Genomic DNA, 12,505 nt, shown 5'->3' with positions numbered 1-12,505 from the left:
GTCGGGGGATTGTCTGGTGGGGAATTCACAAGTCCCTGCTATGCCGATCCTGGGGAATGCACCGTTACGTCGTAGATAGTGCCACGATACTGCCCGTTGAAGGGGGGAAGCCGGGTGAACCAGATCAAAACGTACTGACCCGTGGTGGCCTTTTCCGGAGTGAGCGTCACCGAGCCCGACGCGCCCTTCTTTTCCGCCACCGTCTTGAGCGAGGACAGCTCCGCCGAGTCGCCCACCTTGAGCTGCACCGTCGCGCCGCCCGCGTCGCCCAGGGAGACGACCACGTCGGCGACGGGGACCGGCTTGCCCATGTCCAGGATGAGCCCGACGCCGTCCTTGAGCCGTCCCAGGTCGGCGCTGCTGTAGCTGTCGGTGTGCCAGTCGGTGGACGGCTTGCCGTCGATGGCGAGCGGGGCGATCTCCGGCTTCTCCGCGCGGTCCGGGCCGAGGGGGTCGAACCCCGTCGCGCTCACGGGCTTGACGGTGACCGGCTTGCGCGAGGCGGACGGAGACGCGGCGGCGTCCGACTGGGCCACGCCTCTCGGGGTGTTGCCGAGGTTCTTGCCCACGGTCCAGGCGCCCACGCCGACGGCCGCCATCACGAGCAGGACGATGACGGTCAGCAGGATCTTGCTCGCCGCGCCGGTCTGCGGGCGCGGCGGCGGAGGGGCCATCGTCATCCGCGACGTCATGCGGGGCGGCATCGTGGACATGCCCAGCCCGTCCGGCGCCTCGCTGTTCAGGTTCAATGCGGGCGGCGCCGTGGTGACCGGCGCCGGCGCGGGGCGGGGCACCTGCGCGAGCGCCTCGGCCACGTCGGAGGGGGTGGCCAGCGGCGGCTGCCCCCGCCGGGGCTCCTGCAGCAGCGCGCGGCAGGTGATGGCGTCCAGGTAGCCCGGGACTCCGGCGGTGACCTGCCGGGGCGTGCAGATCCTGCCGTCGTCCAGGGGCGCGGCGGGCAGCCCGCAGTCGGAGTCGCCGGGCCAGTGGCCGGTCAGCGCCGCGTAGAGCAGGCGGCCCAGTCCCTCGGCGTCCTCCTTCGCGGGCTCGTCGCTGCTGAGGTCGAGGATCGCGGCGTCGACGGCGAGCCCGAGGAGCTTGACCGTGCCGCCGCTCGTCCAGACCAGGCGGCCGGGAGTCAGGTGCAGGTGGGTGAGCCCCGCCGCGTGCGCGTGCGCCAGGGCCTCGGCGGCCTCGGCCACCAGGGCGGCGCCCCGCTCGGGCTCGACGGGCCCGCTCTCCAGCAGGTCGAGGAGCGACTCTCCGCTGACCCACTCGCTCACGACGTACGCCGTGCCGTCCTCGTCGGCCGCGTCGAAGACCTGGGTGAGGCGGGGGTCGGTCAGGCGGCTCGCCAGGCGGGCGGCGGTGACCACCTCCTGGACCCGGGGGAAGTCGGGCGCGAACGTGTGGACCGCGACCGGGCGGGCGAGGATCTCGTCCAGGGCCTTCCACAGGGTCGCGCCGCCGGATTCGTGGACCCTGTCCTCCAGGCGGAACCGATCCGCCAGCCTGGTCCCCGGTTCGACCGTGGACATGCTCATGCGGCCGCCCCGCTCCGCGGCCCGTCGGCATGCATCAGCCGATGCCGGGTGGTTCCGCCCACGCCTTCCCGCTTCCGCTCGCCGGTCCGAAACTCCAGATCGCGCCCCTAAGACCTCCTGCCTGCCGCGGTCGCCGAGCGGAGCACCGCCGGGTCGGCGAGACCCCGGAGACGAGCATCCGCCGGGCCGGAACAGGCCCGCACGGCGCCGCCGCCGGTCCTCTTCCGCCTCGCGGTCGCCCGCCCGGCCGAATCCATCGGTAGGGCAAGGTCTGCGGGACGTTCCCTGGGTGTGTCTCAACACTCCCTGGCGCACCATGCTAGTGCCGTGCCGCTTGTGCCCGCCTTCCCGATCGAAGACGTCCGAATCGGACTTTCGGGTTACCTTCCAGTTGCCGGTCGTTCTTGAGGACTCTTAGCGTCCTACCCGGCTTGCGACAAGTCCAATGATGGAACGGACCTCGGGCACCCGCAGCCGGTGCGCCGCCAGCATGTACAGCAGCAGCCCGGCGCCGCCGCCCACCACGAGCACCACGGCCGAGGTGACCGGGGTGATCGAGGTGACCTCCCTGGCCAGCCACAGGACCGCCAGCGCCAGCGCGGCCGCGGGGATCGCCGCCGCGTACATCCGGCCCAGGCCGGCGGTGACCTCGCGGCCGCCGAGCCCGCCGATCTTGCGGCTCGCCAGCACCCACGCGACGCCGCAGAGCGCGACGTACGTGATCAGGTAGGCGAACGCCAGCCCGATGACGACATACCGGTCGGGGAGCGTGAAGTAGGCGACGAGACTGAGCGACGCGTTGATGACCACGTTCACCCCCGCCATGATCGCGGGGGTGCGGGTGTCGCCGAAGCTGTAGAAGACCCGCAGCAGGAGCTGGAAGACCGAGAACGGCACGAGCGCGACGCCGAACACCTGCAGCACGTGACCGATGTAGATCGCGTTGGCCGTCGTCATGTGGCCCCACGAGAAGATCAGCGTGGTGACCGCCGGGCCGAGCACCATCAGCAGCAGCCCCGCCGGGACGATGACGGAGGAGACCAGCCGCACCCCGGAGGAGAACTCCTCGCGGGCCGTGGCGAGGTCCCCGTCCGCCACGAGCCTGCTCATCCTGGGCAGCATCGCCGTGATCACCGACACCGCGATGATCCCGTACGGGAGCTGGAAGAGCTGGAACGCGTACGCCCACGCGCTGTTGCCTGCGCCCGGCGCCCGGTCGCCTGCGCCGGTGGCGAGCTTGGTGGTGACCCAGAACCCGATCTGGTTGATGCCGACGAAGGCGAACGTCCACGCGGCGGCCCTAGCCGCCTCACCGAGCCCGGTGTTGCGCACGCCGAACCGCGGGCGGAACCGGAACCCGGCTCGGTGCAGCGCGACGATCAGGACCAGCGCCTGGGCCAGGATGCCCGCCGTGGTGCCGAGCCCGAGCAGCATCAGGTCGCGCTCGCTGACCTTCTCGATGTCGGAGGTCCCGACGACGTAGTAGGCGGCGAGGACTCCCATGACCACGATGTTGTTGAGGACCGGCGCCCACATGGGCGCGGCGAACCTGTCCCGCGTGTTCAGGATGGCCCCGGCCAGCGAGCCGATCCCGAAGAACGCGATCTGCGGGAGCAGATACCTGGCCAGTGTGGTGGCCACCGCGACCTTTTCGCCGGACCAGTTCGAGGCGGTGTAGAGCTCCATGATCGGCCGGGCCAGCAGCACGCCGATCACCGCGACGGCCGTCAGCACCACCACGCCCAGCGTCATCAGCCGCTGCTCGAACGCCTGGCCCCCGTCGGGGTCCCGCTTCTGCGCCCTTACGATCACCGGCACGACCACGGCGCTGAGGACGCCCTGGAGCAGCAGGTCGAGCAGGATGTAGGGGATCTGGTAGGCCGCGTTGTACGCGTCGCCGAGGGCGAGGGTGCCGATGGCGGCGGCGAGCATCGCCGTGCGGATGAAGCCGGTGAGCCGCGAGACCATCGTCCCGGCCGCCATGATCGCGCTGGCCCGCAGCATCCTGCTCATGGTTGTCCTTCGGTTCACGGCGGCCGGAGTCGTGCGGCCGCCTTCCTCCAGTGGTCCCGGACTTCAGGGTGGTCCAGATTACGGCGACCCGGACGACGGCGACTGGGTGCGCTCGGCCGGGACGGCTCCCTGCCGGTCGCCGGGCGGGCCGTCCTCGTCGTTCGGCCCGTCGAAGGGGAACGCCTTGCGCGACCTGCGGCGCAGGATGCGCATCACCACGGCGGCCAGCATGATGACCACGGCCGCCCCCACGATGACGAGGGCGATGCCGGTGTAGCCCGTCGCGCGCACCACGACGCGCACCGGGCTGCCGTACTTCTCGTCCCCGTCGGTCAGCAGCTGCACCGAGATGCTCGCGTCGCCGCCCTCGTTGCGTACGATCACCGGCACGTTCACGAGCTGGCTGCGCCCCGCGAGGATCCTGGTGGTGGGGGTCACGTAGACCCCTCCGGGGGCGTCGATCGCGAGCCGCGACTTGCTGGCCGAGGTGACCCGGATCTTGATCTGGATGTCCTTGTCCAGGTTGTTGGCCACGCTGACCGGGACCTGGCCGTTGCTTCCCGCGACCGCGCGCGGGGTGTCGAGCACGGACACGTCGTCGATGCGCTCGTCGATCGCCTTCTGCACCTGGCCGGCGAAGGACAGCGCCCGCTTGCCGTCGCCCCGCCAGGAGGCCGAGGCCAGCCGGAGTATGGCCGTGTGGAAGACGTCCGTGTGCTCCTCGGTGACGGTGGCCACGGCGTCGGCCTTGCGCTCCAGCTTGCGCACCGTCGCGAGGTAGGAGCGGCTCAGCTCGGCCTGGCGGTCGCGCTCGGTGTACGTCAGGTCGGCGCGCGGCACCCCGGCCCGGCCCGGCTTGACCGAGTCGAGCGAGGTCATGCGCAGCCAGGGCGCGCTGGAGGCGGCCTGCAGGAGGCTGGAGACGAACGCCGGGTCGGGGGTCCACAGGTGCGAATCGGGGACCGCGATCACCGTGCGGGTGGCCGTCTTCGCCGTCGCGTCCTGCCCGGTCTGGCCGTTCTGCCCGAACTGCCCGAACTGGCCGTTCTGCTGGGTCTGCTGCTCGAAGGCGATCATCGCGGTCTCGGCGAGGAACCGCTGCCGCGCGAGCATCGCGGCGCCGGGGGCGGACACGTTCCCGCCGAGGACCTCGCTGAGCGTGGGGTCGGCCAGCAGCGCGGTGAGAGGGTCGTCCGCGACGGTGTCGAGCCTGGCCGCCCCGTCGGGAGTGGTCTGCGCCGGCGGGGGAACGGGCTGTCCGTTCTGCGTCGCGTCCTGGCCCTCGGCCCGCGGAGGCAGCGCGTCTCCCGACAGCAGCACGGACGTCACGCCCGACATCGCCAGTTCGTCCACGGCGTCGCGGTCGATCGTGCCGCCGGCCGGCCACGCGGTGGTGCCGCGGATCTCCCGGCCGAGCAGTTCGCTCGCGAGCGCCGCCCCGCGCTGGATGGACGCCGCGGCCTGCTTGTCGAGCCCGTGGTGGACCAGCGCGGCCACGTCCGGATCGGCGTACGGCGTGGCGACGACGGTCTTGTCGGTCAGCGCGCTGCGCAGGCCGTTCAGCCACTGGCCCGCGGCCGGGTCGGCGTTCTTGCGCGTGCCGCGCACGCTCCTGGTGCCGGAGGACAGGACGTGGACGTCGTCGAGCAGGGCGGGGTCCACGAACCAGGTCACCCCGTCGCCGGTGTCCTGCGCCGTCTGGAGCAGCGACGCCAGGCGGCCGGAGGTGAGCGAGGCGGACAGGTCGTCGTCCATGAACGTCGCGTCGTCGGCGCGGTGGGGCCGGTCCACGATCGGCAGGGCGACGGCCAGCTTGACCTTGGGGATCTGCTCGCCCTTGGGGGCGTACGTCAGGAAGGTCCGCTCGATCCCGAGCCGCTGCCCGGTCGCCGCGTCGGTCACCTCGATCTCGAAGGGGTAGACCCCGGGCCGGGGCACGCCCAGCTCCCCGGGGGTCACGGTGAACCGGAAGGGAAGCTTTCCCGACTGGTCGAGCGGCGTGGCCTGGATCTTTGTGCTCCAGTTGGTGGTCGCGTACCCCTGCTCCGACAGGTAGGCCGCCATCTCGGCACGGGAGGCGAACGGCCTGTCCCGGGAGTAACGGACGGCGACCCGGACGGAGGACCCCGCCGTGCCGGAGACGGTCCCCGCGACCGTGATGGGGGCGGTGGCGACGCGCACGACCTCCGGCGTGATCTCGCTGACGAGGAGCGGGTCGGCCGGAGCCGCGGCCGCGACACGACCCGGAGGAGGCGCCGCGACAGCCGTACCGGCCATGCCCGCGGGGGAGGCGAGCAGGGCGGTCAGCAATGTCAGGAGCGCGGCCTTACGGATCATGTGCCGGCCGGCGGTGAGGTACGGCGCACGTCCAGAATGCTATTGGCTACGCGGTCCGCATAGGACTCACCAGGCTCGCGAGACCCCTCCGCTGGGCGCCGGTCAGGTCGACGGGCTTGGCCGCCACCAGGTCGAACAGGTGGATGGCACGCACGCGCAACGCGGTGCGGCGCTCGCCGGTCGCGGTGTGGACGACCTCGTCGGGATCGATGCGCTCCATCAGGCGCTGGTCCACCAGGACGGTCAGGTCGTCGGGCAGGAGCAGCGGGCAGACCAGGCCGTGCGCGTAGTCGGTGGCGGAGTTGACGGTGAAGGCGGACGCGGGGGTTACCCTGTGGGCGCGCAGGACGGCGCCCACCGCCGCCGGCCCGGGACAGGAGTTCACCGCGCTCACCACGGCCACCTCGTGTGCCCGCCCGCGCGCCGACACCTCGAACAGCGACACGCACAGGCACGTCTCGGGAGTGACCCCCAGCACCTCGGGAAGCTCGTCCGAGCATGTCAACGGGCGCGGAAGACGTACGATCTCATGGTGGATCTGGTGGGCGAGGAGCCAGCGGTGAATCGCGAGAGCGTCTTTCATCTCGTGTGCTCCTTGCGTCGTCCAGCGCCCCCGAACCGTCCGTGGCCTGGTGATCGCTAAGTGTGTCTCCCCTGGGTGACACCCGAACACCTGGGCCATCGGGGGAGGGTTTCTGTTCCGTGACCGAAGGACCTACCCAGCCTTGTCCGTTTCAAATCTGAGCGACAGCCAGCAGCGCGCCGTGAACGAACTGTTCCGCCGGATCGCCCCGGTCGCCGACGAGCTCGGTGAGCTGTTCTCGGCCCGGGGGCACGAACTGGCCCTGGTCGGCGGTTCCGTCCGCGACGTCCTCCTCGGCCGTGCGAGCAAGGACCTCGACCTGACGACGGACGCCCGCCCCGAGCGGGTGCTGGAGATCGTCAAGGACTGGGCGGACGCCGTCTGGACGATCGGGATCGACTTCGGCACCGTCGGTGTGCGCAAGGGCGGCTGGCTGCTGGAGATCACCACCTACCGCAGCGAGTCGTACGACCCCGCCTCGCGCAAGCCCGAGGTGATGTACGGCGACTCGCTCGACGGCGACCTCGCCCGGCGCGACTTCGCGGTCAACGCCATGGCGGTCCGCCTGCCCGGCCACGAGTTCGTCGACCCGTACGGCGGGCTGCCGGACCTCGCCGCCAGGACGCTGCGCACGCCGGCCGGGCCCGAGCAGTCGTTCGACGACGACCCGCTGCGGATGCTGCGGGCGGCCAGGTTCGCGGGCCAGCTCGGGTTCGCCGTCGCCCCCGAGGTCGTCGAGGCGATGACCGCGATGTCCGGCCGCATCGAGATCGTCTCGGCCGAGCGCATCCGCGACGAGCTCGACAAGCTGATCCTCGGCGCGCACCCGCGGGCCGGGCTTGCGCTGCTGGTGGAGACCGGGCTCGCCGCCCACGTCCTGCCCGAGCTGCCCAAGCTGCGGCTGGAGATCGACGAGCATCACCGGCACAAGGACGTCTACGAGCACACGCTGATCGTGCTGGAGCAGGCGATGGGGCTGGAGACGGCCGGCCCCGACCGGGTGCTGCGGTGGGCGGCCCTGCTGCACGACATCGGCAAGCCGAAGACCCGGCGCAACGAGCCCGGCGGCCGGGTGTCGTTCCACCACCACGAGGTCGTCGGCGCGCAGATGGCCAAGAAGCGGCTCACCGAGCTCAAGTTTCCCAAGGACGTCGTGTCCGACGTGTCCAGGCTCGTGGAGCTGCACCTGCGCTTCCACGGCTACGGGACGGGGGAGTGGACCGACAGCGCCGTGCGCCGCTACGTGCGCGACGCGGGGCACCTCCTCGAACGCCTGCACAAGCTGACCAGGGCCGACTGCACCACCCGCAACAAGCGCAAGGCCCAGGCCCTGTCGCGCACCTACGACCAGCTGGAGGTCCGCATCGCCCGGCTGGCCGAGGAGGAGGAGCTGGCCAAGATCCGGCCCGAGCTGGACGGCAACGAGATCCAGGAGATCCTCGGCGTGCCGCCGGGACCGGTCGTCGGCAGGGCCTACAAGCACATGCTGGAGGTCCGCATGGACCAGGGCATGATCGGCAAGGACGCCGCCCGGCAGGCCCTGCTCGCCTGGGCTCACGACAACGGGATCGTCTCGTAGGTGGACGCCGGGGAGGTCCTCCGGCTCGACCGGGAGCACGTCTGGCACCCGTACACGGCCGTGCCGTCGGGGGTGCCCGTGCACGTCGTCCGCCGGGCCGACGGCGTGCGGATCACGCTCGGCGACGGCCGCGAGCTGATCGACGGCATGGCCTCCTGGTGGGCGGCCATCCACGGCCACAATCACCCGCGGCTCAACCGGGCCGCGCGCGACCAGATCGGCGACATGGCGCACGTCATGTTCGGCGGCCTGACCCACGAGCCCGCCGTACGGCTCGCGCACCGGCTGGCCGGGATGACCGGGCTCGACCGGGTCTTCCTCGCCGACTCGGGCTCGGTGGCGGTCGAGGTCGCGATCAAGATGGCGGTCCAGTACAGCGGGCGCTCGACTCTGCTGACCGTGCGGGGCGGCTACCACGGCGACACGTTCGCCGCGATGTCGGTCTGCGACCCGGTCAACGGCATGCACCACCTGTTCACCGGGATGCTCCCGCGGCACGTCTTCGCGCCGATGCCGCCGCACGACTACGGCCGCCGCCCGGCCCCGGTTCCAGGTCCGCAGGCCGGTCCCGACGAGGCGTATCTGGCGGAGCTGACCGCGGCCGTCGAGGCCAACGCGGACCGGCTCGCCGCGATCGTCGTGGAGCCCGTCGTGCAGGGCGCCGGCGGCATGCGGTTCTACCACCCCGCCTATCTGCGGCGGCTGCGCGACCTCGCCGACGAGCACGGCGTCCTGCTGATCGCCGACGAGATCGCCACCGGCTTCGGCCGTACGGGGGAGATGTTCGGCTGCGACCACGCCGGGATCAGGCCGGACATCATGTGCGTGGGCAAGGCGCTCACCGGCGGATACATGACGCTCGCCGCCACGCTGTGCACCGCGCGGGTGGCCGACCGCATCGGTGTGCTGATGCACGGCCCGACCTACATGGGCAACCCGCTCGCCTGCACCGTGGCGGGCGCCTCGCTCGATCTGCTCGCCGAGCGGCCCTGGCGGGAGGAGGTCGCGCGGATCGAGGCCGCCCTGCTCGACGGCCTCGCCCCGGCCGCGGACGCCCCCGGCGTACGGGACGTGCGGGTGCTGGGCGCGATCGGGGTGATCGAGACCGAGCATCCCGTCGATGTCGCGAAAATTCAGGACATCGTGATGGAGCACGGCGTGTGGCTGCGGCCCTTCGGCCGCCTGATCTACACGATGCCGCCGTACGCCTGCACGCCCGAGGACGTCGCCCGCATCACCGGTGCCATGGTCGCCGCCACGGCGGCGCTCTGAGTCGGAACGTGCGGGTCAGTCGGCGGCGGGGACCGGCGGCCTGCGTACGGCGGAGGGCAGGATCAGCCGGTAGACCACCGCGCCGAGCAGGTAGCCGACGCCGATCACGGCGAGCGCGAGGTAGGACTTGCCGTCGGGTGGCAGCAGCGCCGCCGCCAGCACCGCGCCGAGGACCGTCATGACGTTGAACAGCATGTCGTACACGGAGAAGGCCCGCCCGAGATAGGCGTCCTCGACGTCGCGCTGCACGACGGTGTCCGCGCAGATCTTCACGCTCTGTCCCGCGACGCCGATCACCAGGCCCGCGGCGAAGAACGCCCATTCCTGGAACGTCGCGCACAGCGCGAACTCCAGGACTCCGCAGGTCACGAGCATCATCGGGACCCAGGTCTCGATGCGGATCCGATCGGTGGCCCACGGGGTGACGACCACCGCGGCGAAGCTCCCCGCGCCGACGGCGCCCAGCACGAGCGCGATGCCCCGCAGCGCGTCGTCGGGGTCGGTCGTGAAGTGGTAGCGGTAGAGCATCGCCACCGCCGCGGTCGAGATGCCGAACATGAGCCGGTGCGTCGCGATGCCGCCGAGGGCCGCCCCCGCGGAGCGCCGGTGCGCGATGTGCCGCGCGCCGTCCACCAGGCCGGCGAGCACGTGCCGTACGGCCTCGCGGGCCTGCGGGCGCTCCGGGTCGTACGCGGGGCCGAGCAGGGAGCGCTCCATCGTCCGCGCGATCAGCGCGCTCAGGCCGAAGACGAGGCCGGAGCAGACCAGCAGCACGGCCACACCCTTGTCGTCCGACCCGGCGATCATGCGGAGCGCGATGCCGGCGCCCGCCCCGACGAACGTCGCCACCGTGCCCGAGGTGGGCGTGACCGCGTTGGCCATCATCAGGTGCTCCGACGGCACGACATGGGGCAGCGACGCGCTGAGCGCCGACAGGAAGAAGCGGTTGACCGCGAGGACGGCGAGCGCCGCCGCGTAGAAGACGCCGTCGGAGGCCCCCGCCGCGACGAGGCAGGCGGCCAGCACCAGCAGCACCCCCCGCACGATCGGCGCGATGACGAGGATCTGCCGCCTCGACCAGCGGTCGATGAACACCCCGACGAAGGGTCCGAGGACACTGTAGGGAAGGAGCAGCACCGCGAGGCCCGCCGCGATGGCGGTCGCGCTTGCCTGCCGTTCCGGGCTGAAGACCGCGTAGCCGCCGACGGCGAGCTGGAAGATCCCGTCCGAGAACTGCGAGACGAGCCGCGTGGCGAAAAGCCGCCGGAAGTTTCGGCTCTGCAGGACCACCCGCAGATCGGAGACGTAGGACACGGCGACAGCCTACGCGGACGATCACGTTCGAGCATCAGGATCATCCCTGATAAAGCCCCCTACGTCTCCCCCGCATCGAAGTGATCACGTACTCTCGCAGAGTGACCTCACAGGAACATGTCGTGCTGGTTGACGGCGAGGGCAACCCGATCGGCACCGCTCCCAAGTCCACCGTCCACGGCGCCGACACGCCGCTGCATCTCGCGTTCTCCAGCTACGTCTTCGACCACCGCGGGCGCGTGCTGCTGTCGCGGCGGGCGGGCTCGAAGCTGACCTGGCCCGACGCGTGGACCAACAGCTGCTGCGGGCACCCGCTGCCGGGCGAGCCGCTGTCGTCGGCGGTGATCCGCCGTCTCGAGTTCGAGCTGGGCCTGGCCGTCGAGTCCGTCGACCTGATCCTGCCGGGCTTCTCCTACCGGGCCGTGATGGACAACGGCACCGTGGAGAACGAGCTGTGCCCGGTCTACCGGGCCGTGGTGACCGAAGAGGCCGCGCCCAACGCCGAGGAGGTGGGCGAGGTCCGGTGGGAGCCCTGGACGCGTTTCGCGGCCGAGGTGATGAGCGGCGAGCTGGACATCTCGCCCTGGGCCCGGGAGCAGGTGCCCCATCTCGTCGCGCTCGGGCCGGACCCGCTGGCGTGGCCGGTGGCCGACCCCGCGGCGCTGCCGCCGGCCGCGCGCCCGCTCACGAACCGCTGAGATGTAGCGGGCCGGGACATGGGACCGCCCCGGTCCGATCGAGCGGAGCCGGGGCGGGACACGCGGTGGGCGACGGACGTCAGCGCTCGACCTCGCCGCGGATGAACTTCTCGACGGCCTCGCGGGCGTCGTCGTCGGAGTACTGCTCCGGCGGCGACTTCATGAAGTAGGACGAGGGCGACAGCAGCGGGCCGCCGATGCCCCGGTCGAGAGCGATCTTGGCCGCGCGGACCGCGTCGATGATGATGCCGGCCGAGTTGGGCGAGTCCCAGACCTCGAGCTTGTACTCGAGGTTGAGCGGGGTGTCGCCGAACGACCTGCCCTCCAGGCGGACGTAGGCCCACTTGCGGTCGTCGAGCCACGGCACGTGATCGGACGGGCCGATGTGGACGTCGGCCTTGGCCATCTCGTGCGGGATCTGCGACGTGACCGACTGGGTCTTGGAGATCTTCTTGGACTGGAGGCGCGTGCGCTCCAGCATGTTCATGAAGTCCATGTTGCCGCCGAAGTTGAGCTGATAGGTGCGCAGCAGCTCGACTCCGCGGTCCTCGAACAGCTTGGCCAGCACGCGGTGGGTGATCGTGGCGCCGACCTGCGACTTGATGTCGTCGCCCACGATCGGGACGCCGGCCTCGGTGAACTTCGCGGCCCACTCGGGGTCGGAGGCGATGAAGACCGGCAGCGCGTTGACGAAGGCCACCTTGGCGTCGATCGCGCACTGCGCGTAGAAGCGGTCGGCCTCCTCCGAGCCCACCGGAAGGTAGGACACCAGGACGTCGACCCGGGCGTCCTTCAGCGCCTGGACGACGTCGACCGGCTTCTCGTCCGACTCCTCGATGATCTCGCGGTAGTACGTGCCCAGCCCGTCGAAGGTCGGGCCGCGCTGCACGGTGACACCGAGCGGCGGCACGTCACAGATCTTGATCGTGTTGTTCTCGGAGGCGACGATGGCCTCCGACAGGTCGCGGCCGACCTTCTTGGCGTCCACGTCGAAGGCCGCGACGAACTCCACGTCACCGACGTGGTAGTCGCCGAACCGCACGTGCATGAGGCCCGGCACACGGGTGCCCGGATCCGCGTCCTTGTAGTAATGGACGCCCTGCACCAGCGATGAGGCGCAGTTGCCCACACCGACGATGGCTACGCGCACCGAACCCATAGCACT

9 protein-coding genes are annotated in these 12,505 nt (G+C 71.3%); 3 read left to right on the top strand and 6 right to left on the bottom strand.

Translation table 11 applies throughout. The features are described from left to right. Positions 1–38: 38 nt before the first annotated feature. The 4 genes from ABZ860_RS21520 to ABZ860_RS21505 form a co-directional block, all read right to left on the bottom strand. On the bottom strand, positions 39–1,544 hold the full coding sequence (locus ABZ860_RS21520) for a serine/threonine protein kinase (RefSeq protein ID WP_357222661.1): 1,506 nt from the start codon (positions 1,542–1,544) through the stop codon (positions 39–41). A 414-nt stretch (positions 1,545–1,958) separates the two neighbouring features. Beyond that, positions 1,959–3,557, bottom strand: a complete 1,599-nt coding sequence (murJ, locus tag ABZ860_RS21515) for a murein biosynthesis integral membrane protein MurJ (protein ID WP_357222659.1) — start codon at positions 3,555–3,557, stop codon at positions 1,959–1,961. Positions 3,558–3,635: 78 nt separating this feature from the next. Then, entirely contained in the window at positions 3,636–5,894 is a 2,259-nt protein-coding gene (locus ABZ860_RS21510) for a hypothetical protein (protein WP_357222657.1), read from the bottom strand. A 46-nt stretch (positions 5,895–5,940) separates the two neighbouring features. Beyond that, positions 5,941–6,477 carry a YbaK/EbsC family protein gene (locus tag ABZ860_RS21505; protein ID WP_357222655.1) on the bottom strand — a complete coding sequence of 179 codons (537 nt, stop codon included), beginning with the start codon at positions 6,475–6,477 and terminating at the stop codon, positions 5,941–5,943. A 142-nt stretch (positions 6,478–6,619) separates the two neighbouring features. Between ABZ860_RS21505 and ABZ860_RS21500 the strand changes: the two genes are divergently transcribed. Together ABZ860_RS21500 and ABZ860_RS21495 are read left to right on the top strand one after the other, a co-directional pair. Continuing rightward, complete coding sequence (locus ABZ860_RS21500) at positions 6,620–8,056, top strand: CCA tRNA nucleotidyltransferase (RefSeq protein WP_357222653.1); 1,437 nt, start codon at positions 6,620–6,622, stop codon at positions 8,054–8,056. Then, entirely contained in the window at positions 8,057–9,328 is a 1,272-nt protein-coding gene (locus ABZ860_RS21495; RefSeq protein WP_357222651.1) for an adenosylmethionine--8-amino-7-oxononanoate transaminase, read from the top strand. It abuts the gene before it with no gap. 15 nt (positions 9,329–9,343) lie between these two features. Here the strand turns inward: ABZ860_RS21495 and ABZ860_RS21490 are convergent, their stop codons facing one another. Then, positions 9,344–10,642: an MFS transporter gene (locus tag ABZ860_RS21490; RefSeq protein ID WP_357222649.1), complete on the bottom strand. Its 1,299-nt coding sequence runs from the start codon at positions 10,640–10,642 to the stop codon at positions 9,344–9,346. Between the two features lie 101 nt (positions 10,643–10,743). Here ABZ860_RS21490 and idi point away from each other — a divergent pair, with 101 nt between their 5' ends. After that, complete coding sequence (gene idi, locus ABZ860_RS21485) at positions 10,744–11,340, top strand: isopentenyl-diphosphate Delta-isomerase (protein ID WP_357222647.1); 597 nt, start codon at positions 10,744–10,746, stop codon at positions 11,338–11,340. Between the two features lie 79 nt (positions 11,341–11,419). Here the strand turns inward: idi and ABZ860_RS21480 are convergent, their stop codons facing one another. Then, positions 11,420–12,499 carry an inositol-3-phosphate synthase gene (locus ABZ860_RS21480; RefSeq protein WP_357222645.1) on the bottom strand — a complete coding sequence of 360 codons (1,080 nt, stop codon included), beginning with the start codon at positions 12,497–12,499 and terminating at the stop codon, positions 11,420–11,422. Positions 12,500–12,505 lie beyond the last annotated feature (6 nt).

The sequence above is a fragment of the Microbispora sp. NPDC046973 genome (genome assembly GCF_040644495.1).
Classification (GTDB): Bacteria; Actinomycetota; Actinomycetes; order Streptosporangiales; family Streptosporangiaceae; genus Microbispora.
The sequence above is the reverse complement of the archived record's forward strand: the minus strand, read 5'-3'. Positions and strand labels throughout refer to the sequence as shown.

Excerpts from the sequence above, each read along its gene's own strand:
- ABZ860_RS21520 (WP_357222661.1), bottom strand. The coding sequence starts at position 1,544 with ATGAGCATGTCCACGGTCGAACCGGGGACCAGGCTGGCGGATCGGTTC.
- murJ (WP_357222659.1), bottom strand. The coding sequence starts at position 3,557 with ATGAGCAGGATGCTGCGGGCCAGCGCGATCATGGCGGCCGGGACGATG.
- ABZ860_RS21510 (WP_357222657.1), bottom strand. The coding sequence starts at position 5,894 with ATGATCCGTAAGGCCGCGCTCCTGACATTGCTGACCGCCCTGCTCGCC.
- ABZ860_RS21505 (WP_357222655.1), bottom strand. The coding sequence starts at position 6,477 with ATGAAAGACGCTCTCGCGATTCACCGCTGGCTCCTCGCCCACCAGATC.
- ABZ860_RS21480 (WP_357222645.1), bottom strand. The coding sequence starts at position 12,499 with ATGGGTTCGGTGCGCGTAGCCATCGTCGGTGTGGGCAACTGCGCCTCA.